This window comes from Flavivirga spongiicola (genome assembly GCF_030540825.1).
In the GTDB taxonomy this organism is placed as follows: domain Bacteria; phylum Bacteroidota; class Bacteroidia; order Flavobacteriales; family Flavobacteriaceae; genus Flavivirga; species Flavivirga spongiicola.
Map to the genome: position 1 here is coordinate 1,819,658 of NZ_JAUOEO010000001.1, position 21,671 is coordinate 1,841,328.

20 protein-coding genes are annotated in these 21,671 nt (G+C 32.4%); 4 read left to right on the top strand and 16 right to left on the bottom strand.

Translation table 11 applies throughout. From position 1 onward, the window contains the following. Positions 1 to 132: 132 nt before the first annotated feature. On the bottom strand, positions 133 to 3,447 hold the full coding sequence (gene mfd, locus Q4Q47_RS07100) for a transcription-repair coupling factor (protein WP_408612151.1): 3,315 nt from the start codon (positions 3,445 to 3,447) through the stop codon (positions 133 to 135). Positions 3,448 to 3,931: 484 nt separating this feature from the next. On the opposite strand from mfd, the gene Q4Q47_RS07105 reads away from it, so the two are divergent. Further along, entirely contained in the window at positions 3,932 to 4,363 is a 432-nt protein-coding gene (locus Q4Q47_RS07105; protein ID WP_303305955.1) for a tellurite resistance TerB family protein, read from the top strand. A 183-nt stretch (positions 4,364 to 4,546) separates the two neighbouring features. On the opposite strand, the gene Q4Q47_RS07110 is transcribed toward Q4Q47_RS07105, so the two are convergent. Together Q4Q47_RS07110 and Q4Q47_RS07115 are read right to left on the bottom strand one after the other, a co-directional pair. Continuing rightward, positions 4,547 to 5,011: a GNAT family N-acetyltransferase gene (locus Q4Q47_RS07110; RefSeq protein WP_303305956.1), complete on the bottom strand. Its 465-nt coding sequence runs from the start codon at positions 5,009 to 5,011 to the stop codon at positions 4,547 to 4,549. Positions 5,012 to 5,289: 278 nt separating this feature from the next. Continuing rightward, positions 5,290 to 6,816: a C25 family cysteine peptidase gene (locus tag Q4Q47_RS07115; RefSeq protein WP_303305957.1), complete on the bottom strand. Its 1,527-nt coding sequence runs from the start codon at positions 6,814 to 6,816 to the stop codon at positions 5,290 to 5,292. A 436-nt stretch (positions 6,817 to 7,252) separates the two neighbouring features. On the opposite strand from Q4Q47_RS07115, the gene Q4Q47_RS07120 reads away from it, so the two are divergent. The 3 genes from Q4Q47_RS07120 to Q4Q47_RS07130 all read left to right on the top strand — a co-directional run bounded on the left by Q4Q47_RS07120 (position 7,253) and on the right by Q4Q47_RS07130 (position 10,789). Next, positions 7,253 to 8,353, top strand: a complete 1,101-nt coding sequence (locus tag Q4Q47_RS07120; RefSeq protein ID WP_303305958.1) for a type 1 glutamine amidotransferase domain-containing protein — start codon at positions 7,253 to 7,255, stop codon at positions 8,351 to 8,353. A 42-nt stretch (positions 8,354 to 8,395) separates the two neighbouring features. Beyond that, positions 8,396 to 9,505 carry an AraC family transcriptional regulator gene (locus tag Q4Q47_RS07125; RefSeq protein WP_303305959.1) on the top strand — a complete coding sequence of 370 codons (1,110 nt, stop codon included), beginning with the start codon at positions 8,396 to 8,398 and terminating at the stop codon, positions 9,503 to 9,505. 291 nt (positions 9,506 to 9,796) lie between these two features. After that, positions 9,797 to 10,789 (top strand): IS110 family RNA-guided transposase, encoded by a 993-nt coding sequence (locus Q4Q47_RS07130; protein ID WP_303305960.1) that lies wholly within the window; start codon positions 9,797 to 9,799, stop codon positions 10,787 to 10,789. 163 nt (positions 10,790 to 10,952) lie between these two features. On the opposite strand, the gene Q4Q47_RS07135 is transcribed toward Q4Q47_RS07130, so the two are convergent. From Q4Q47_RS07135 to Q4Q47_RS07195, 13 genes are all read right to left on the bottom strand, one after another. Continuing rightward, complete coding sequence (locus Q4Q47_RS07135; protein WP_303305961.1) at positions 10,953 to 11,741, bottom strand: potassium channel family protein; 789 nt, start codon at positions 11,739 to 11,741, stop codon at positions 10,953 to 10,955. Positions 11,742 to 11,774: 33 nt separating this feature from the next. Continuing rightward, positions 11,775 to 12,059 carry a hypothetical protein gene (locus Q4Q47_RS07140; protein ID WP_303305962.1) on the bottom strand — a complete coding sequence of 95 codons (285 nt, stop codon included), beginning with the start codon at positions 12,057 to 12,059 and terminating at the stop codon, positions 11,775 to 11,777. 303 nt (positions 12,060 to 12,362) lie between these two features. Next, positions 12,363 to 12,785: a VOC family protein gene (locus Q4Q47_RS07145; protein WP_303305963.1), complete on the bottom strand. Its 423-nt coding sequence runs from the start codon at positions 12,783 to 12,785 to the stop codon at positions 12,363 to 12,365. 115 nt (positions 12,786 to 12,900) lie between these two features. After that, a complete protein-coding gene (locus Q4Q47_RS07150) occupies positions 12,901 to 13,839 on the bottom strand; it encodes a LuxR C-terminal-related transcriptional regulator (RefSeq protein ID WP_303305964.1) in 939 nt (312 codons plus the stop codon). Positions 13,840 to 14,241: 402 nt separating this feature from the next. Continuing rightward, positions 14,242 to 14,736 (bottom strand): VOC family protein, encoded by a 495-nt coding sequence (locus tag Q4Q47_RS07155; RefSeq protein ID WP_303305965.1) that lies wholly within the window; start codon positions 14,734 to 14,736, stop codon positions 14,242 to 14,244. A gap of 74 nt (positions 14,737 to 14,810) precedes the next feature. Continuing rightward, entirely contained in the window at positions 14,811 to 15,626 is an 816-nt protein-coding gene (locus Q4Q47_RS07160) for an AraC family transcriptional regulator (RefSeq protein WP_303305966.1), read from the bottom strand. Positions 15,627 to 15,788: 162 nt separating this feature from the next. Then, on the bottom strand, positions 15,789 to 16,778 hold the full coding sequence (locus Q4Q47_RS07165; RefSeq protein WP_303305967.1) for an AhpC/TSA family protein: 990 nt from the start codon (positions 16,776 to 16,778) through the stop codon (positions 15,789 to 15,791). 178 nt (positions 16,779 to 16,956) lie between these two features. Continuing rightward, positions 16,957 to 18,156 (bottom strand): serine hydrolase domain-containing protein, encoded by a 1,200-nt coding sequence (locus tag Q4Q47_RS07170; protein ID WP_303305968.1) that lies wholly within the window; start codon positions 18,154 to 18,156, stop codon positions 16,957 to 16,959. A gap of 238 nt (positions 18,157 to 18,394) precedes the next feature. Next, a complete protein-coding gene (locus Q4Q47_RS07175) occupies positions 18,395 to 18,742 on the bottom strand; it encodes a hypothetical protein (RefSeq protein ID WP_303305969.1) in 348 nt (115 codons plus the stop codon). 44 nt (positions 18,743 to 18,786) lie between these two features. Continuing rightward, entirely contained in the window at positions 18,787 to 19,047 is a 261-nt protein-coding gene (locus tag Q4Q47_RS07180; protein WP_303305970.1) for a hypothetical protein, read from the bottom strand. A 224-nt stretch (positions 19,048 to 19,271) separates the two neighbouring features. Then, positions 19,272 to 19,652, bottom strand: coding sequence for a VOC family protein (locus Q4Q47_RS07185; protein WP_303308450.1), 381 nt, complete (start codon positions 19,650 to 19,652; stop codon positions 19,272 to 19,274). Positions 19,653 to 19,789: 137 nt separating this feature from the next. Continuing rightward, complete coding sequence (locus Q4Q47_RS07190; protein ID WP_303305971.1) at positions 19,790 to 20,602, bottom strand: AraC family transcriptional regulator; 813 nt, start codon at positions 20,600 to 20,602, stop codon at positions 19,790 to 19,792. 266 nt (positions 20,603 to 20,868) lie between these two features. Then, complete coding sequence (locus tag Q4Q47_RS07195; protein ID WP_303305972.1) at positions 20,869 to 21,651, bottom strand: hypothetical protein; 783 nt, start codon at positions 21,649 to 21,651, stop codon at positions 20,869 to 20,871. Positions 21,652 to 21,671 lie beyond the last annotated feature (20 nt).

A 21,671-nucleotide genomic window follows, 5' to 3' on the forward strand; every position in this document is an offset into this window, starting at 1 on the left:
TCATTCGTTTCATTTTGACTAAAGGTCAAAAATAAAAATTCTGTATTTAGATTCCCGTTTTCACGGGAATGACAATTTCAACGGAAACCCCGACACAAAGCGTCGAGGAATTCTTTTTGATAAAAACAATAATTAAGCCACAATTGGCTTTAGCGCTTTTAATGCTTGTTTTACAGATTTTATATCATCAAATGTAAGCATTAAACGCAGTCCGTTTCGCGTTTGCTTTTCTTTCATTTTACAAGCGTTTGAATGCGCTTGAACAAACTGCAATACTTTTGTAAAGTTACTACTTTGGTAGAAATTACTTTGCTGGTCATTAATAAAATAACCAATAAATTTTCCTTGTTTCATGATCACTTTCTCAAAACCTATTTTAGTAGCCAACCACTTAATTTGGACACTATTCAATAAATCAGTCACTTGTTCTGGCAATTCTCCAAAACGATCTAATAATTCTGTCTCAAAAGTACTTAATTCGTTTTCGTTTTTTAAATTATTAAGTTGTGTGTATAGACTTAATCGTTCAGCAATATTATTAACGTAATCATCTGGAAAAAGCAATTCAAAATCGGTATCAATAGTGACTTCTTTTACATAAACTTTATCTTCATCAGGATCACTATACAAGTCTTTAAACTCGTTCTCTTTAAGTTCTTCAATGGCTTCATTTAATATTTTTTGATAGGTATCGAAACCTATTTCATTTATAAAACCACTTTGTTCACCTCCTAACAAATCACCAGCTCCACGAATTTCTAAATCTTTCATGGCTATATTAAAACCACTCCCTAATTCTGTAAACTGCTCCAAAGCGGTTATTCGTTTTCGTGCATCATCTGTCATGGCAGAATATTCTGGTGTAATAAAATAGCAGAACGCTTTTTTATTACTTCTCCCTACTCGACCGCGCATTTGATGTAAATCACTTAAGCCAAAGTTATTGGCATTATTAATAAAAATAGTATTCGCATTTGGAACATCAAGCCCACTTTCAACAATGGTTGTGCTTACCAAAACATCAAACGCACCATCCATAAATGCTAACATAAGCTGTTCTAGTTTTTTTCCATCCATTTGCCCATGTCCAATACCAATTTTAGCATCAGGCACTAAACGCTGAATCATACCTGCTACTTCTTTAATATTTTCAATGCGGTTATGAATAAAGAATATCTGTCCACCACGTTCAATTTCATAGCTCACCGCATCTCGAATCGTGTCTTCACTAAAACGGATGACATGACTTTCAATAGGATAACGATTTGGTGGTGGCGTTGTAATAACCGATAAATCGCGCGCTGCCATTAAACTAAACTGAAGCGTCCTGGGTATTGGTGTTGCAGTTAGCGTCAATACATCAACATTATCTTTTAAGGTTTTTAATTTTTCCTTTACAGCGACACCAAATTTTTGCTCTTCATCAACAATCAATAAACCTAAATCTTTAAATATCACATTCTTATTTACGAGTTGATGTGTACCTATAATAATATCTACATGCCCTTTTTCTAAACCTTCAAGAGTTTCACGTTTTTCTTTAGCTGTTCTAAAGCGATTTAAATAATCGACCGTAACTGGGAAGTCTTTTAATCGTTCTTTAAATGTTCTGGAATGTTGGTATGCCAAAATAGTAGTAGGCACTAAAACAGCTACTTGCTTACCATTATCTACAGCTTTAAATGCTGCCCGAATAGCAACTTCGGTTTTTCCAAAACCAACATCACCACAGACCAATCTATCCATGGGACGTTCGCTTTCCATATCTGTTTTAATATCTGCAGTTGCTGTACTTTGGTCTGGCGTATCTTCATAAATAAAAGAAGCTTCCAACTCATGCTGCATATAACTATCCGGATTGTACTGATAGCCTTTCTCTGTTTTACGCTTTGCGTAAAGTTTTATCAGATTAAACGCTACGTGTTTTACACGAGCTTTGGTTTTCTGTTTTAAAGTTTTCCAAGCTGTACTACCTAGTTTATATATTTTAGGCGGCTTTCCATCTTTACCATTAAATTTAGTGATTTTATGCAGCGAGTGAATACTTAAATATAAGACATCGCGCTCTCCATAAACCAGTTTTATAGCCTCTTGCTTTTTGCCTTCTACATCTATTTTTTGTAATCCACCAAAGCGACCAATACCATGATCGATATGTGTAACATAATCACCAATGTCTAAATTGGTAAGTTCTTTTAAAGTAATAGCTTGCTTTTTAGCATAACCATTTTTAAGATGAAATTTATGATAACGTTCAAAAATTTGATGATCTGTATAACACGCTATTTTATTATCATGATCAATAAACCCCTGGTATAAAGAAAGCACAATCGTTTTATAAGACACGTCTTCTTCAACATCATCAAAAATATCTTTAAACCGTTTTGCTTGTTGTTCACTAACACATGCAATATAGTTGGTAAAGCCTTTGTTGTGATTGGTGTTTAAATCCTCTATTAAAAGATTGAATTGTTTATTAAATGATGGTTGTGGTGTGGTGTTATACTGAATAGTTTGAGATGCTTCATTACGTTCAGAATGACAAAAGACAGGCTGTGTCCCAAACTCAAAAATTGAAAAATCTAATAATTGTTTTTTTAATAATGTTGAATTACAAAACAATTCGTTTGGTTCGGCATGTTTAATGGCAGTAGATAGCGTTTTAAAAGCTTCTTCTGCTTTACTGTAAAAATCATCAATTCTCGAAAATAATAAATCAGCATTCTTTAAACATACCACTGTTTTTTGAGCCACATATTTCAGAAAACTTTGTCTCTTTTCTTCTAAAAACTTATTAGCAACATTAGGGATGATACTTATTTTCTTAATCTGTTCTACGGAGAGTTGCGTTTCTACATCGAAGGTTCTTATGCTATCTACTTCATCTCCAAAAAACTCAATTCTATAGGGTTCGTCATGTGAAAATGAAAATACATCTACAATACCACCACGCACTGAAAACTCTCCTGGTTCAGTTACAAAATCGACACGTTTGAACTGATATTCGAACAATACTTCGTTCACAAAATCTATAGACAAATTATCATTAACCGCTATCTTCAAAGTATGACGTTCCAATTCTTTTCTAGTGACTACTTTTTCGAAAAGAGCATCGGGATACGTCACTATGATAGCTGGTTTTTTTCGCGAATTAATACGATTTAAAACTTCAGCACGTAATAGAACGTTGGCATTATCGGTTTCTTCTATTTGATACGGTCTGCGGTAGCTTCCCGGATAGAACAACACATCTTTATCACCACAGAGTTGCTCTAAGTCATTTAAATAAAATGCCGCTTCTTCTTTGTCGTTAAAAACAATTAAAAATGGTTTGTCAGCTTGTTTAAAAACACTAGAAATCACAAATGAATACGAGGACCCTACGAGTCCTTTTAAATGGATTTTTGGCTTGTCCTCTACAGAATCGAAAGATTGGGATTGGGCCATGGTAGTTTGCAGATTTTGCATTTGCAAAGTCTGTACGTAGGTTTGTTCAAGCATGATTTTACTCACCTGATTTTTATGTTTTAAGATTACAAATATAGGATTTACAGTTTTTTTATAAGTTAAATGTAAATGAAATTTAGAAGATTTATGGATCATGATTTCGCATCAGGCCTATCTCTCGGTATGCAGGGATTAAAATAACATCCTTTTTAAGTTTTGATGGTCTATAAAAACTAAAAATTGATAAATAACCACCTCGCACACTTACTGTTATAAGATTTTAAAAAGATATCGTGGAAAATGTGGAAGGGTTAAAATGCTTTTGTTTTAATTTAAACAAGAGAGTGCATTCTATACTATAGTTTCTCTGCTCATTTTTATTTGTTAATATTGAGTAGAGTAGTACCTACTTTATGCTATTTTCATTTCATTTTATATAAAAAATATGTAGGTTTGCACGACTTTAAAACAAAAAGAATAAGATATGTCGTTTTCAGATTTATTTGATAGTGGATTTAAAAAGCGTAATGAGAGTCATTTCGCTGCTATTGTACGTATTGCCATGGATGATGGTATTATTACCGCTGAGGAACAAGCATTTTTAGATAGATTAGCACGAAATCTAGATATTAGTGAGGGAAATTATAAATCGATTTTAAAAGATTATCAATCACAACCAATTAATCCACCAGTATCTTACGATAGGCGCTTGGAACGTTTGTTTGATTTAGTAAGAATGGTACATGTAGATACCATTAATGGAGATTCTGAAAACACTTTGTTAAAAAAAATAGGTATTGGTCTTGGTTTTCATCCAGAAAATGTAAAGTATATTGTGGATAAAGCATTGACTTTAGTAAGTAATGGTGTAGATTTAGACACTTTTATTGATGAAATAAAAAATATGAATAGATAATTTTATATTCTATTTTGAAAAAAAATGCGAACCGAATGGTTCGCATTTTTTATTGCTGTAAAATAAAATAGCCTGCCCCGTTACAGAGCGGGGTGCCTTTTTCTTTATATGAATAATAAATCACTATGGATTTAAAATCCATAGTTCTTAACAAAAGAATTTCATTCTTTATTCAGAACAAAGCTATATTTCCCTTTTCATTATGATTTCAGTCCTCTTAACAACTAACATACCTTCAGGAGCAGAAGCATCGGTAAACCCCATTCCCTTATACATTTTAACCGCAATTTCAAGTTTATGAAAACTTTGTAGGTACAGGTTTTTTCCATTTTCTTCTTTGACAAAATCGATACATTTCTGAACTAGACGTTTACCTAATCCAAATCCACGAGCTTTTTCATCTACTACTAGTTTACAAAATTCGTAATCGGTTAAATTCAATTTCTTAATAGCGACCACTCCAATACATTTTCCGTTATTATTGGCATAAAATACCATTCCTCCACTATTAATGTAATTTAGCACAGGGTTTTGCACTTCCTCAATATCTTTTTTTTGTGGTTGCAGTCCCATTGAGTTTGTTAACCAATTAACCCAAACCCTCTCAAAGTCTCCTTTATTCTTTTCTGTGTATTTATCAATTGTCATTTTCTTGACTTTTGAGGTTGTTTTGGATGTTTACTAACGGTTTCGGCTATGATTTTGTTGCGGAAAAATCCACAGGATTCTTTCCGCCGAAAATCAAAGATAGCAGCGAAGCTGTGAAGAATCTCTTAATAATATAGTATGCTGATTTATAAAGGTATAAGATTCTTCGCTTTGCTCTGAATGACAAAATATGTTACTTTCTAGACAGCCTCTTTTTTTATTATAAATGCAGTCATCATACTTAAGAAATAATGACAATAGAAATCATATCTAACAATCTATTTTACGTATATTTTTGTTACAGCACTATTAACATTAATTCCCGATGCAGACACAACCATGTCCCCGGCACTAGCTATTTCTAAATTAAAAGCAGCTTTTCCTGTATCATCTGCTTTCGCTATTTCATATATACCATCATTTTCCTTCCATACGCACACCGTACAACCAGAAATAGCAGTACTTACTTCTAGTTTGTTTTTACCCAATGTAAGTTGTTTTTCAACTTCTAATTTAGGCGTTTTGGGCGCTGCCGATCGCATATCTAATGTAGGATCGCCTAATAAATTTATCTCGCAAATACAAAGATGGTAAGCTTCAGAATTTTTAGCATCAGCTATCATTTCACTTTTAGCTTTCATTAATGCTTCTCCTGTAGTAGCATTATCATTCATGCCTGCCATCCAATACCTTGTCATCGTATGAGTAGTTCCATCAAGTTTTCCTTCCAACACCATCAATTTAAAGTCGTTACGATCAGAAAAATGAGGTTTCCCTGTACGAATTGGTGCTACTACAGCTACCGAACCTCCTTTAGGTTTTCTTATCATTTGCTCAACAATAGAAGGGTCCTTATCTGAATCATATTCACCTGTATTACAAGAAACCGTGGTAATTAGAGGATAAGCTCCTTCATTATTTAATTGTTGTACATGATCCCCAATAAAAGTAGATTTTCCCTCTAATAACCAAGCAGGTAAATGCCCATGTCCATGAATGTGCATTTTACTTGTTGTTTTGTTATTAATAAGGCTCACTAAATTTTCAGCACTAAGTTCGTAGCTCCCAAGTTTACCTTCTTCATCCCATGGCGTTTCAGATGAAAAAAAGCGTTTCGAATTTCCATTCCAAACTTTTGAAAGGTAACCATCCCAACTATTACGGACCTTAGCATAAGCGGGTTGATCTGTACACGTATATACCATATTACTAGCAAAGCTACCTGTAGGGTAATTAGCTTCATAAGCTATAACTTTTTCGGTGAATGCTATGACGTCTTCTCTTGTACGTACTGGTATTCTTCCTAAACCGATACTGCCATCAGGATACGTAATGGCCTCTTGGTCATCTTTAAACTCACCGTAAATACCATCATTATCCGCATCCCAATTTGTAGGGCTTAAATAAATAATATCTGTGGGAATACCTTTGGGTTCTTGTTGATGAACCGTAATATGTCCGCCTGGTACAACACCTTTATCATTTGGTTGGCTATCCCCCCCTAGCACAACCCATTTAACACCGTAATTTTCTATATAATCTCTAACGCATAATCTTATTTTCTCTTGAATATTTGTTGCATTATAGTCCTTACTAATATCCGAAACCGTTATTATTTTCGTCGATTTTCCTATAGATTTTTTCCAATCTGCATAGGCTTGCCAAGCTTCAGCCAAATCATTATTGGTAATTAACAATACTTTGTAACTTTCAGGCTTTACCGGGTTATTACATGCCGTGAATATTATTATACTAGTTAATAACATTAAACTTTTAAACCCAACACTTTTTCTTAATTTATACATACGTCAAATTATTTTAGCACATAAAACTAAAAAAAATGATATCACTATCATTCTTAAAGTTTGTTAAAGTTGTTACCATTTACCATTTGAAATTACTGGTATTTGATCAAAAAAAGGAGTTTTTGTTGCAAGTCCAGCATTAAAGCTAACGTTTTGTACAAGATTAGTAAGGGGTTAAAACACACTTATTTTTCGGTTTAGCACTTAGTCAAATTTACAATTTTACTGTTATTTTTCTTTTATCCATCAAATTTAAAGTTGGAAACACTTTCATTTATATTTAAAAACGATTTAAAAAAGTTTCCAAATCGGCCAACGATGAATAAATGCCTTTTATTACTTAAATCATCTTTTACTCTGACGAAATTATCATTTCTTCAGTCTTTACAAATTTCATTGCGGTAATTCGCAGCATAATTATAAAAGTAAAAAAGTTATGCTTAAAAAACATCCTATTATTAAATGGACATTAATTTCAATTGTTAGTTTATTAATTCTTCTTATTTTATTTGGCGTATGGTTTATCAATTTATTGCCTTTAGAGGATATGAAAAAAGATCTATCAGCTAGTAAAATTGAAGATATTTCTTATCTGTCAGATAATATTATCCATAAAAGAGGGAAAATATTAGCCGTAGTTACTAGTAGTAAAACTATGGGGGATAGTGGTAAAAGTACAGGCTATGAATTAACAGAATTATCACGTGCTTATTATATTTTTAAAGCAAATGGTTTTGAAGTTGATGTGGCAAGCCCATTAGGAGGCAAACCACCTATTGTTATTGACGATGATGATATGGGGACATTTGATTATGCTTTTCTAAACGATTCCATTGCTCAATATAAAACGAGCCATACCATAGCTATGAACGATGTTAAAGCAGAAGATTATCAAGCCGTATTTTTTGTTGGAGGGAAAGGCGCTATGTTTGATTTTCCAGAAAACAAAAAAATTCAATCTATTATACGTGATTACTATCAATCTGGAAAAGTTGTAGGAGCCGTTTGTCATGGGCCTTCAGCATTGGTAAATGTAACTCTTGATAATGGCCGCCACCTTTTAGAGAATAAAACCGTGAGCAGTTTTACAAATAAAGAAGAACTGCTTCTAATTCCAGACGCAAAATCAATATTTCCTTTTCTTTTACAAGATAAATTAGCTTCACAAGGAGCTCGTTTTAATGAAGGTGCCATGTATTTAGAAACCATTAGTCATGATAAAAATTTAGTGACGGGACAAAATCCATGGTCTACATGGAAGTTGGCTGAAACTATGATAAAACAAATGGGTTATACACCTAAGCATAGACAAATAACTGGAGAAGAAAATGCTGGAAAAGTCTTATTGGTCTATGAAAAAGAAGGTTCTGAAAAGGCAAAAGAATTAATAGATAAACTAATTCAAGAAAAAAAGCCTGTTGATCGATTATTAATAGCGTCACATAGTACTATAGCTGCAATGAAAGGAGAAATAGGACGTTTCTTTGGTTTGATTGGGTTAACTTCTTATGCCAAAAGTAAATCTGAATCTAAATAGATAAAATGCTTTTTTGGTTGATTTAGAAGGCATAAATCCTTAATGATTTGTGCTTTCTTTCTGGTAAATATTCCTAAATTTGAGGAAAATAGTGTATTGAGTTTTTTAGAAATACTTCTTATTATTGTTAGTAGTGCAGGACTTTTGCATGGTGTTTTATTTGCTTTCTATTTATGCTTTTTTAAAAAGAAAAAAACGCTAACCAATCTTTTATTGGGATTGATTTTAATTTTTATGGCATTTAGAATCGGTAAATCTGTAATGATGAATTTTGGAGATGACCTAGAGCCTATATTTATTTTTGCAGGATTGGCTACTTTACTATTAATTGGTCCATTATTAAGATGGTATATGTTAGGAATGACTAGACCCGATTTTAAGTTGCCAAAAAACCATATGATGGAATTAATTCCATTTTTTTTAATTTTTGTATCTAGTTTATTTATCACAAAAGAATGGTTTGAAAACAATAATAAAACAGCCATCATATTATTTTCAAGTGTTCTTATTTTTATTTATCTGCATTTCGCTTTTTATATTTTTAAATCTTGGCGAACTATTCAAAAGGTAAAGAATGGCTATCAAAAAGAGACGCAAACGAAATCACAAAAAGCAATATTTAATTGGTTACGTTTATTAATTATAGGCTTTGTATTTATTTGGGGTTCGTATGTTTTAAATATTTTAGATGATGAAGTACCGTATATTATTGGTCCTATGGTATATTCTTTAGTGATCTATTTTTTAAGCTATAAAGCATTTCAACTAAAAGCTACAGAGATTGATGGAGAAGCTTTTAAAGCCAATGATAACACCATATTATTTAAAGAAATTTCTAAATTAATTGTAGACGATAAATTATACTTGGAGTCTGATTTGTCACTTTCAAAATTAAGTACCTTGATTGGGCAAAGTACACAAAAGACATCTTCGGTTATAAATCAACATGCCAAACGAAATTTTAATGATTTTATCAATTATTATCGAATTCAGGATGCAAAAAAAATACTTTCAAGTGCAGAAAGTGAAAAGTTTACCATTTCTTCAATAGCTTTTGATACAGGCTTTAGTAGCTTATCTTCTTTTAACAGTGCCTTTAAAAAGTTTGAAGACATAACACCTTCTTCGTATAGAAAAAGACAACTTAAATAATTAAATGTAAAATAGTTGAGTCCATTGTCTGTAAGTTAGAATTTTACTCACTACAAATTGACAATGAGTAAAGGGGGCTTTATAAGCTAACGTGTTCCTTTAGTTTGTAATAAATATATTTATATAGAGAAAGAGGAGAACTATAACGTGTTTTAGAATTACAGATCCAGTACACGTACAAGTCCTCTTTCCCTATTAAGTTGCTAAGAACCATTTGGAATACCAGGAGCGTAAGATCCCGATAAAGGAAGTAGTTAAAGCAACATATTTATAAACTCTAAATGTAAAAATATGAAAAATTACGAAGAAGCGATAGGGATTGATGTGTCAAAAAAGACATTGGATGCCTACTGTTATCAGGCCCGGTTGCACAAAGTGTTTGCTAATGATTTAAGTGGTTACAAAAGCATGATAAAATGGGTTTTAAGAGTATCAAAAACAAGAGACGTTTTTTACTGTTTTGAGAATACGGGCTACTACTCATTAAAATTAGCCCTTTATCTAGATAGTCAAGATATTGTTTATGTAGAAGAAAGTCCGTTAAAGATAAAGCGTTCATCAGGTGTTGTAAAAGAGAAGACAGATCGTTTGGATGCGTGTTTAATAGCACGTTACGCTTGGTTATATAGGGAAGAGTTAGAGGCAAGTACAGTAAAGCGTTCGTCTCATCTAGAGCTAGGTAGATTATTAGCCTTACGAGATCAATTGGTTCGCAATAATGCAGGACTGAAGGGCACATTAAAAGAGATGCAAGTACTTTTGTCTAGTTCTACGACAGATGCTGGATGTACAAGTTTAGTACGCAGTATTGCTTACTTACAAAAACAAATAAAAGGGATAGAGCTTAGGATTACAGATATCATATCTACTGATGTTGAGATGAGTAGAAACTATGAGTTACTATCAAGTCTTAAAGGCGTAGGTTTGGTAATAGCTTGTCAACTTATTTACCATACAGGGAACTTTACACGGTTTTCTAGCTGGCGTGCCTTTTCGAGTTATTGTGGAACAGCTCCTTTCGGGTATCGATCAGGAACTAGTATTCACCGAAGAAAACAATGTCATTATTTAGGGGATAGAAAAATGAAAAGCTTATTGAGTATGGCCAGCGTATCAGCGATACAGCATGATAGTGAACTTCACTTGTATTATAAGAGAAAGTTGGCAGAGGGAAAAGATAAAATGGTTGCCATAAATAATGTTAGAAATAAGCTAATAGCTAGAGCTTTTGCTGTTGTTAAACGAGGAACGCCTTATGTGATTCTTCAACAGCATGTTGCATAAAAAACGATAATTTATTAGGATTTGACCTTGGAATACGTGTATGGTTAGTTGCGTAAGCTGGAACTAAGTTAGCAAAAGAAAACAAACCAGAGGAAAATCCGTAGGATTTTCCGAGTACACACAGAACAAGCGATTAACTATAGGACACGTTATTGGCTACAGTTTACTTTTTTCTATCCTTTAAAATCACATTTAACAAAACTATAATTAAGAATCCACATATAAGATATTCGGCAATAACATAATATCTTACTTTACTGCAATTAGGAACAATATCTCCATAACCACCTCCAAAAATTGTGGAAATACTGAAATATGTGAAGTCAGCATAATTCCAATGGTTATTGTCAGAAACTAGATTTTCTAATTCGTTTTCCTTTTCGGCTATTCTTATTTCTATATTTTTATCAATTATCGTAGACTCAGCAGCAATGTTCTTTGCAATTCTTTTAATGAGTCTATTATTCTCTAAATCACTTAATGTAACAACCTTAAATTCAGGAATGATTTGCTCATAATTTACAAACTCTCCTGAATTAGCTCCAATAAATTTCTCGTCATCAATTACAAGGTAGTATTCAAGCCTTTTAGTGTAGTTGTAAAATTTGAAATGAAAATTCAATGAATCTAATCTGAACGTTGCAAAATAGTATCGTTCCGCTACTATATTATCACTAATGTCTAATGCTCTTATGGATTCTATTTTTTCTAGATTTGTAGCTTGAAATTTATCCCAAATTTCTGGGTAATTGTAAAAAGAACTCCTCTGCGAATTAAGATTTCTTAATTCAGTTTTTAGTTCATTAATTCTATTTGTTAATCTTTGAGAATCTACTTGTTCTTTAATTAGAAAGCATTCTGGTGATTTATTATAAACATTTTTGTAGAAGCCAGCAAAAATCAACATTATTGTGACATAAGCCCCAAAAAAAAGTAATACTCGTTTTATCATTCTAAGCTTCTATAAAAATGTTATCGAAATTTATTATTTGTTTGTTATATTCTCTCCAAAAGCTGTCCAACCAATATTTTTGCGACCGAAATATACAATTGGACTTGATCCATGAACATTTTCTGAATTTAAAATTTTATTGAAATGAGATTCATCAGAATCATAAAATTTGATGTTGGTGACTTTATCATTTTCAGCCGTAAATTCTTCACATTCGTATTTATCATTATCATCATACCTGAAGTAAAAGAACTTTGATTTATTTGAATTAATATCTTGTTTAAAGAATGTATGCCAATTATAGTTTTTATTTTTCATGTATTTAGCTTTAAATTGTTGCCAACTCTTTAATAAACACAATATTGCGTATACCCACCTTATTTAGGGGAGTAAACGCAATAGAGTCACGTTTATTTTTTATACATGAATCAAATATAAGAAATATCTCTCGATATTGAATGCTGTACTATTCTGCCCAATATTCTCCTTGTTCTTTTATAGCACTCGTTGCAAACGAGTGCTAGCCCTTATAATGAAAACTATGTTTTTAAATTAGCTTAGAAAAGCTTGTTTTTTAACTCAGTTCTTTGTTGGTAGATCGTTTTTTATCTACAATTTGATTTAGCTGTTGTAACTGTTTTTTTCCTCTGGCTTATCACTAAGATACTGCACGAATTCATACTGATTTCCATCAGCATCAGCAAAATAGTCCCTAATTCTGAATTGCTCCACTTCTTTTGGATAATCTCGTTTGTATCCATTGCTAAGAAGGTTGCTAGCTATTTCCTCTACGTTCTGTACAACAAAACCTATGTGATTTATTCCTATTTTGTCATAGTTCTTGTCAGCTTTCAAATCACTTTGCTTAGCTTGGTTAATAGCCAGATAAGTATCATCATCACCTAGATGAATCCACTCTCTCATATCGTTACCACCACCTCTTATCTTGAAATGAGGAAAAGCGGTTTGGAAGAACTTGACTGCTTCCTGCAAATCATTTACTGTAATATTAGCGTGTTCTAAATAAATATTCTGTGTTCTCATAATATTTTGTTTTTAATTTAGAACAAATATTACATTATTGCAGGAGTAATAAAACGGACTTAAGTACAGAAAAGAACCTGTACTATAGTACAGGTTAAGAAAAAATGAAAGTAAGTCAGGTATTAAGAAAACCTCTCTTCAAACAGATATCTACTGCTTCGGTTCGAGTGTTAGCATTGAGTTTGGATAGAATTGCAGTAACGTGAAATTTAACAGTGCGTTCTGCTATGAATAGTTGTTTACCTATCTGACCGTTGGTGAGACCTTTCTTTATCAAGGTAAGTACTTCTAATTCACGTTTTGTTAGCGGTAACTCAGGATAGAGCAACTCTTTTGTGTTGATCTCTGTTCTTTTTTGCTCCCTTGTTTCTTTACTTAACATAGTTAATTGCTTCTGAAGTTCCTTAGCTTTGTTTAATGCTTCTTTAATTTTGTTCTTGTTGATATTTGGGTTATCAAGGCAAGAAATAATGGCTTCTATGTTCGGATTAAAAACCTGCTCTAATACTCTATGAACGATTTTATCTGATTCAATATCCTTACTATTATATGACTGTTGCAATCTTGTCCGCTGAATTGCAGTTCCGATTAATTCACTAATGGTGTTAAGAATGGCCAATTCCTTTTCGTTTAGTTCTCGCGTTTCTTTACTAAGTAAGTTCATGAGTCCTACCTTTTGGCGGTTGATTATTATAGGAATTATTGCATGAAATTTTAAACCTTTCGTACCAGTGCTAATATCCTTTAACCTTGAGCATGTAATCTCACTGATATTCATTGCCTGGTCAATATCATCAGCCAAGTATTGTTTTATACAATAGCACCAACCAGATAATCGTTCAGGGTGATTACTTAAAGCAGGAGGTAAATTATAGGAAGCAGCTAGATAAACCGATTTATTATCTGGTTCTGTAAGCCAGAACCAGCCCGTTTCTATATCTAGGATTTCCACAGTCTTCTCTAAAGATTTGCGAAGTGCAGAATGTAGAGAGAATTCCTTATTTAGGTGACTCGCTATTTCATATAAATGGGAAAAATAATCTTTATCGTTCATTATTGTAAACTAAATATATAAAAAAGAGTTTAACACAACTATTAATTACATTTTTATGGTATTGTATTACTCATATAAATAAAAGGTTATTAAATGTTTGTCAACGTGTTTCCTTAAGGTTTGTTGCGTGTTTTAAGCACCTAATTTAGCAAATACAACCGAATAGAAAATCCGAGCGGGGTTTCGTAAATAGGCTAGGGTTAGCAATAAATTAATAGGATACGGTGTTGGCAACTGGCGAGTAATCTCAATAGAATTGCGTTTATTTTTTATATATGAATCAAATATAAAAAATATCTTTCGAGATTGAATACTGTTCTATTTTGCCCAATATTTTCCCTGTTCGGTTTTATAGCACTCGTTACAAACGAGCGCTAGGTGGCGAAACAGCTTTTCCTCCGTTTAGTTTGGGGAATTTAAACCAAGTTTATTTCCTTCCGTATCTAAAAACAAAGCAAAAAACCCACTTTCATCTGCGTGAGCCGTTTTTGGAACAATGATTTTTCCTCCATTTTTTTCGACCTTATCTAGAATGGTTTGAAGATTGTCTCCACCATTAAGATAAATGGTTACTCCATCAGCCGAAGGTTTGTACCCTTCGCCTTTCATTATAACTCCTGTAACCATTTGTCCTTCGTACGGAAATATTCCCATTTCCATTCCTGGCATTTCCATTTTTTCAATGTTAATGTCCAAAATTACTTGATAAAAACTGACTGCTCGTGAAATATCCGTTGCTGGAATTTCAAAAAGGGAAATAAAACTTTTCATATCATTAGGTATTTGCTCTCGACTAGAATCTACTTTTTGCACTTCTGAATTAGATTTATTTTGATTATCACAAGCCATAAGGCTAAAAGCAAGTATTACAGTAGCACTTAGTAAAACTCTTTTCATTTTTTCTGTTTAAATTAATGATACGAAATTAGATTATTTGGGAAGGTTAAAATTGTAAAAATGCGACACTCAATCTATTTGTAGAAAAGGGTAGAAAGGGTCATATTTTCATTTTCTAAAAACTCTTTTGGGTTCGTTCCCGTGAACTCCTTAAAGTCTTTAATAAAGTGTGCTTGGTCGTAATATTCACTTTCGTAAGCGATATTAGTTAGGCTTTCTGCTTCTTTGTTAAGCAACATTTTTAATGCGGTTTGTAGTCGAATTAATTTACCTAATTGTTTTGGGCTCACTCCAATTTGTTTTGCAAACTTTCTCTCAAGTTGTCTTCTTTTGGTCAAGTCATCTTTAAGAATCGTTTTTATCGGTGCGTTTCCGTTTGTTGATAAAAGTACGTTAACGGTTGTTTTTACAATATTCTCGACGGTTGATTTGTCGTTTAACCTTTCTAAGAGAAATTTTTCTATGATCTCTATTCTTTGTTTAACGTCTTTCGCTAGGATTATTTTTTGTTCTAGTTCCTTGGCGATTTTTTCCTCAAACAATAATTCTAATGGTGTTTCTTTATTAGCTAAGTTTTTAATTGGTTCAGCTACAAAATTGGCAAATCCGTATGGGTAAAATCGGATTGCGAATGTATTCACGTATCCTGTTGGTTCGATATAAAATGGCTCAATGGTTTGTCCAAGCACCATTGCACGAGGTTGTAGGATAAATTCATCTTCTGAAGTATATCGCTTTATATCGTCCCCAAGAATAAAAGCCATTTCAATACAACCGTCGGGAACAATCCGTTGTTTTTTCGAATCATTATCAGCAGGAACTTCTAAAGTCCAATAACAGTTAATAAGCGATTCTAAATCTGGATGAGGCTGAAATGTCTGATAATTCATTAACAGTTCGTTTTTTTCTTAGTGACGCACAACGGTCTATAACCGTCAGTTACGGGTTTTAAGTTACTATTTTTCGGTTAAGCGTTGCTTTTAGAATTCCGAATGGATTCTGATGTAGTCGAATCCGTCGTAATTCCGGTTATATATTGTTGGCAACTGGCATTATTCCATTATTTCTGTTAATTTTTGTTTCAACTTTTCTCCTCTTAAATCTCTTCCAATTATTGTTCCGTTTTCGGCAATTAGAAAATTGTCAGGAATTCCATTAATTCCATAAATTAATGAAGCTTCGTTTGCTTGTCCTTTTAAATCACTTACATGGAGCCAATTTAAACTGTCTTTTTCGATAGCACTAATCCAACTTTTCTTATCCTCGTCCAAAGAAACTGCAATTATTTCAAATCCTTTGGGTTTGAATTTCTCATAAGTTTTTACAAGATTCGGGTTTTCCTTTCGACAAGGACCACACCACGAAGACCAAAATTCAAGAAGAACGGTTTTTCCTTTAATGTCAGACAGTTTTATAGAATTGCCATTGGGGTCTGCCATTTCAAAATCAGCAAATTGTTCTCCAATTTTTGGATCTTTATTTAGCTCAATATACCTTGCGATTTTTTGACCATAGTTTGATTCTCTAATTTCTTTTGGAAAACGATTGAATAGATTGGTGGTTTTTTCTTTTCCCCAAGTTGTCGAATAAACGGAAAGTATTTGTGCACTAACTATGCTATTGGGATTGTCCTTTACAAAATTCATTTCCATTTTCAAACTTTCTTGTCTAGGAATAGTGTCGGAAATAGGATATAAGGTTTGGCTTAAATTCTCTGATTCCGAACCTAAAACTTTTGCATTTATAAAACTCGTTTTAGATGCATCGAAAGTCATTGCCGAATTTTCTAGCCACAGAACTCTACGCTCAAACCAATCAGGTGTTCGTAATGTCCCTATAGTCGGTGTTTTTGATAACTTGGTTTTAAAATAAAAGGTATTATCCTTAACCATACTAGAATCAATAACCTCATCAGTCATCAAAAAGAGATAAGTGCCATTTTCTATTCCATTTGTTTTTCCGCTTAATGAGAATTCCGCTGTTTGTTTTTCATTGCAAGAAATGACTAATAATGCTATTATGCCTAGAATTATTCTTTTCATCTGTTGTTTGTCTTTGCTTGTTGCCAACTATTATATACACATCTTATTTAGAGGAGTAATCTCAGTAGAGCTGCGTTTATTTTATATATGAATCAAATATAAAAAATATCTTTCGAGATTGAATACTGTACTATTTTACCTAATAGTTACAAACTAGCACTAGGAGATACCAGCTGACTTATAATTTAATTTCATATTCTTCTAACTTTCTCCATATATCAACAAACTCCTTTATTCCCTCTTTTTTAAGTTCCGTATTAATTATCAAAAGTTTTCCGATTTTAGTTTTTGTATTGAAAAACATATGTGTTACTATTCCTGGGTCTCCACCAGTATGGCCCATTTGTCCATGCGAAGACATTCCCATAAAAACACCCATATTGTATTCATCGTTATAAATACTTTCATTTCTTTCGATATAATTTGTATCAGTCAACTGAGTCTTAAATAGCTCCATATAACTTTGTTTACTTAATATTTTACCAGTTCCACTATAACCTCTAATTAATTCAACTAAATACGTTCCTAAATCAGTTGATGAAGTAATTAAACCTCCATCTGGATAATTGACCAATTGATAAAATGCGAATTCGGTTTCTTTGTTAAGATATAGTTTAGAGTGTTTTGAAAAGTCTATCTCAGTAAAGGACCAACCAGAATTGGACATTCCCAAAGGTGTAAGAATATGTTCGTTGGTAAATTGGTTAAATGGTTGGTTTGTAGCATTTTCAATTATCAAAGCGGCCAACCCTGAAGCAATGTTTGAGTATTTAAATATTGCTCCTGGTTTTGTCTTTAAAAAACTATTTTTTTTATACCATTTCCCCTCTTCACTTAGAATACTTTCTAAAAACACATTCAGTTTCATCATTTCATCTGGTGAACGAAAATTGCTATTTACCTTAGCTCTACCATTATTGCTTTTCATCAAAACATACCCGTTCTTTTCATTTCTTGATTTTACCTTAATACTTGAAGTATGAGTTGCTAGATGTCGTATTGTAATTTGCTCATTGGGAAAATATGGATTATTTACATTGAAGGGCAAGTGTTTGTTTATAGGGTCGTCTAAGTTCAGTTTTCCCAGTTCCTGAGCTTTTAGCAATGCTATGCCAATAAAAGTTTTAGAAATGGATGCTATGCTTTGAATTGTATTCTCAGTGTATTTTTTGTTTGCCTTAACATCAGCATATCCAAGTCCTTTTTTATATAATATTCCATCCTGGTTTACAATAGCTACTGAGAATCCGTTGATATATCCTCTTGAACATATTTTCTCAAGTTCTGTAGTCAGTTTTCCTGAGATAGAATCATTTGTTTGACAGTAGACTGAGCTTACAAGAATATTCAAGATTAATATTATAATTAAATTCTTCATTTACACTGTGGGTTTTGCTTGCTGCTAACTTTTGAATAAACACCATGTTGCGTTTATTTTTTACACACGAATCAAATATAAGAAATATCTTTCGAGATTGAATACTGTATTATTTTGCCCAATATTTTCCTTGTTCGGTTTTATAACACTCGTTACAAACGAGCGCTAGCAGGGGAATAGCGACTTGAGTTAAATTCTAAGTCGCTATTACTTATATACGTTGCAAAACATTTTTTATTCAATTCTTCTTTCTAAATACTTTTCCAATTAATTCAATTAGAGAGTATTTACTTTTTATATTCTGATTCTTTTTAGTTTGCCCATTTTTAGAATAAACAAGTATATTATCATCTCCGTTATTCGAGCCAAATCTGCCAGCGTCAAAGTCCAAATGAATCGCTCCACATTCACAATTCCAATAATCATTATGTGATGCTATCATTTCACTTCCACATTCTACACATTTGTATATTATATTTTCACTTCTACTCCAACCAAGTCCATTTCCTGAAGCCTTTGGACCTCTTCCAAGGAATTTCATTCCTTTAATTTCTAAATCAAACTTCGGTTGGATTAATTTACTCATATTTTAATTTTTCCTAATGTTTTGAAATTTTTGTGATAATTATTTTATGCAAGATGTTTTATCTTTTCTTTGAAGTGAATTTTGTCATCGGTTGATTTTGCTTGAAGCCAATATAATGGCTTTTTAGAGAATGAAAAGTCAGGATGATTTATTACTTCATCATAATTCATAACGGTCAAATCCTTTTTCTTTAAAATAACTTCTATAAATTCATTTGGGTCTAGAAAAAAATCTGCATTCAGACTATAAGTTACAGTTTCCTTGTCCTCTTTTATTTTAATTGCTTTGTAATGGAAAGCTGTCATTGCTCAAATGTTTTACAACCAATGGATATATGCGTACCGGTACGCATATATCCATTTTATTGGGACTACTAATCTAGTTGATTTTTAATTATTTTGAAAGTGTTTATTGCAACATAATTAAATGTAAGGAACCTAGAAAAGTTTCTACATATCTGTAAAAGCTTTTTATTTTTTTACTCTTCCCTGCCGACTCGGAGCGCCACTAGGAAAACCTAGCGGGGGCTTTATTCTTCGGGTTTTGTATAAGTCACTATGTCAATTCCAATTCCATTTGGGTCTTTGATTGCAAAATGTCTGTCTCCCCAAGGTTCGTCTCGGATTTCAATTTCGATTGGAATACCTTTGTCTTTTAGCTGTTTGTAAACTTCATCTACGTTCTCAACTTCAATAGTTAAATAAACACCTTTTCCATTAAATGCTGACTTAAAAATAGGTTTTTGGCTTGGATGGTTCGGTTGCAGAAAACTGATTTCAGCCGAATTGTGAGGTGTGTGAAGTAATAGATAAAATTCGTTTTCAAAACTTACTCCAAAATCCAGAACTTCCCCATAGAATTTCTTGGTTTCCTGTAATTTTTCTGTAATTATTCCTGCGTTAAGTTTCATTTTGTTTATTGTTTGTGCATTAGTCCAACCTACTGTTAGAACAAATGCGGTTAATAATAATGCTTTCATTGTGAATGTATTTGTTGCTACAAATTTAAATTGACAATAAACCGAGGCATTGTAAAAATCGGACAAACTTAATGGAAGGCCTCTGAAGGTGTTATCCCGTAATATGTTTTGAAATTTTTAATGAAGTGAGCTTGGTCAAAAAATCCAACATCAAAGTACAGTTTGTTTTCTTTTAGACTTTGTTTTGAAGGTTTTGCATTTAAAATATGCTGAAAACGTACAACATTACTAAACGATTTTGTTGTTGTGCCGATATAAAAGTTGAAAATTCTGCGAAGTTGTCTTGGGCTTAATCCTGTATTAATATCTTTTTCAATATCCAAATATCCGTTTTTTTGGAATATCAGATTTAGAGCATCTAAAAAACGGTGGTCGTGACGAATATTTTGATTTTTTGAAAACCCGATTATTTTCTCGTTCAGAGTTTTTGTAATTGTATTAAATGAATCCGAAGGTTTGATTACTGAATTAATCCACTCGGAAAAGTTGGGTAAAATTTTGTTTAGTTCTTGAGATTGATTACTCAAAGTTTTGGCATCTACATTGAACAAGATTGGAAACGCAGAAGGCAAAAACCGAATTCCGATATAGTCAAATTCTTTTCCAAGCGGGAATTGAGTGTACTTTCTGAAAAATCCCATTACAAAGTTCTCATTCGGTTGTTTATGGTCAAAAAATATATCGATACAGCCATCAGATACCACTCGGTAATTGTAATCTTGGTTTAAAGGTTGTTGTGTTTTAAGTTGCCAAAAGCAGTAAATATAGTTTTCAATTTCTTTATTTGGTAGGGTTTCTTGATAGCTTATTTCGTTATCGTTAGCCGAAACTGCTGGTTGAATTGGTTTGTAATATTCTCTTATGATTTTCAGTTCATCCACTGCAATTTTTTCGCATTATGCACAACTATTGAATAAACACAATCTTGTGTTTATTACCCTAAATCGGCTGAGTAAACGCAACCCTATTGCCTTTATTTTTTATATACACTAACAAATATAAAAATATCTTTCGAGATTGAATACTGTACTATTTTGCCTAATATTTTCCTTGTGGTTTTATTGCACTCGTAACAAACGAGCGCTAGCCTTTAGGTTAACACTTACCATGCTCAAGCAATCACTTATAGTATTGTTGTACATAGTATTTATTTCGCTAATTCTATTTGAAATTTTGTAGCATCAAATGCCATTTTTAATCCTCTAAGGTTAGGCTCACCTTTATTGGTTTCAAATAATTCATTTAGATATTCGGTTTGCTTAGTTACATTCTCATTATCTTTTTGGAAAATTTGATATTTTAATAGAAGTAAATTAGCCATAATCTTATCTGACGCACTTAAATCACTTTCATTTATAATTTCATCTAATGTACTTTTTATCAGAGTATCATTTTCGGATAGTTCATCGAACAGATATGCATTGGCCAAGTCGGATTTATTCATACTTGAATAATCATTCTGATTAGACATATCTTTTCTGTAGGTCATTTTGTTTCCATTTAGAAAATACCACCTCGTGTAAGAGTCATTTTCTATTTTAATTTCCTTTTCAAACTCCTTTTTCTTTACACTCCAGTTTGTGAAAGCAATTAAAAGCTCGGTTCCATCATCTTTCTTTAAAATTGCAAATCGGATTAAGTAATTTCTTTTTCCGGGTTTTTCAATTTCAATGTCTAATTTGTTATTTACTGAAACATATTTTTTAAGAGCTTTTAGAACTAAGGAAACATCTTCAGAATTTGCTTCAGGAAACAGATTTTCTCTTAAAAACAAGTCGATGTATAAATAATGAGTTAAATAAAAATCATCCATTTTCAGATAATTAGACTCACTTAAATTGTCTGATTTAATATTTATTTTTTCAGATTGAGCATATCCAAAATTTGTGAATATTGCTAAAAGTAAAAGTGTGATTATTTTTCTTTTCATTCTATTGGTTTATATTGTGT

Excerpts from the sequence above, each read along its gene's own strand:
- mfd (WP_408612151.1), bottom strand. The coding sequence starts at position 3,447 with ATGGCCCAATCCCAATCTTTCGATTCTGTAGAGGACAAGCCAAAAATC.
- Q4Q47_RS07105 (WP_303305955.1), top strand. The coding sequence starts at position 3,932 with ATGTCGTTTTCAGATTTATTTGATAGTGGATTTAAAAAGCGTAATGAG.
- Q4Q47_RS07110 (WP_303305956.1), bottom strand. The coding sequence starts at position 5,011 with ATGACAATTGATAAATACACAGAAAAGAATAAAGGAGACTTTGAGAGG.
- Q4Q47_RS07115 (WP_303305957.1), bottom strand. The coding sequence starts at position 6,816 with ATGTATAAATTAAGAAAAAGTGTTGGGTTTAAAAGTTTAATGTTATTA.
- Q4Q47_RS07120 (WP_303305958.1), top strand. The coding sequence starts at position 7,253 with ATGCTTAAAAAACATCCTATTATTAAATGGACATTAATTTCAATTGTT.
- Q4Q47_RS07125 (WP_303305959.1), top strand. The coding sequence starts at position 8,396 with ATGATTTGTGCTTTCTTTCTGGTAAATATTCCTAAATTTGAGGAAAAT.
- Q4Q47_RS07130 (WP_303305960.1), top strand. The coding sequence starts at position 9,797 with ATGAAAAATTACGAAGAAGCGATAGGGATTGATGTGTCAAAAAAGACA.
- Q4Q47_RS07135 (WP_303305961.1), bottom strand. The coding sequence starts at position 11,741 with ATGATAAAACGAGTATTACTTTTTTTTGGGGCTTATGTCACAATAATG.
- Q4Q47_RS07140 (WP_303305962.1), bottom strand. The coding sequence starts at position 12,059 with ATGAAAAATAAAAACTATAATTGGCATACATTCTTTAAACAAGATATT.
- Q4Q47_RS07145 (WP_303305963.1), bottom strand. The coding sequence starts at position 12,785 with ATGAGAACACAGAATATTTATTTAGAACACGCTAATATTACAGTAAAT.
- Q4Q47_RS07150 (WP_303305964.1), bottom strand. The coding sequence starts at position 13,839 with ATGAACGATAAAGATTATTTTTCCCATTTATATGAAATAGCGAGTCAC.
- Q4Q47_RS07155 (WP_303305965.1), bottom strand. The coding sequence starts at position 14,736 with ATGAAAAGAGTTTTACTAAGTGCTACTGTAATACTTGCTTTTAGCCTT.
- Q4Q47_RS07160 (WP_303305966.1), bottom strand. The coding sequence starts at position 15,626 with ATGAATTATCAGACATTTCAGCCTCATCCAGATTTAGAATCGCTTATT.
- Q4Q47_RS07165 (WP_303305967.1), bottom strand. The coding sequence starts at position 16,778 with ATGAAAAGAATAATTCTAGGCATAATAGCATTATTAGTCATTTCTTGC.
- Q4Q47_RS07170 (WP_303305968.1), bottom strand. The coding sequence starts at position 18,156 with ATGAAGAATTTAATTATAATATTAATCTTGAATATTCTTGTAAGCTCA.
- Q4Q47_RS07175 (WP_303305969.1), bottom strand. The coding sequence starts at position 18,742 with ATGAGTAAATTAATCCAACCGAAGTTTGATTTAGAAATTAAAGGAATG.
- Q4Q47_RS07180 (WP_303305970.1), bottom strand. The coding sequence starts at position 19,047 with ATGACAGCTTTCCATTACAAAGCAATTAAAATAAAAGAGGACAAGGAA.
- Q4Q47_RS07185 (WP_303308450.1), bottom strand. The coding sequence starts at position 19,652 with ATGAAACTTAACGCAGGAATAATTACAGAAAAATTACAGGAAACCAAG.
- Q4Q47_RS07195 (WP_303305972.1), bottom strand. The coding sequence starts at position 21,651 with ATGAAAAGAAAAATAATCACACTTTTACTTTTAGCAATATTCACAAAT.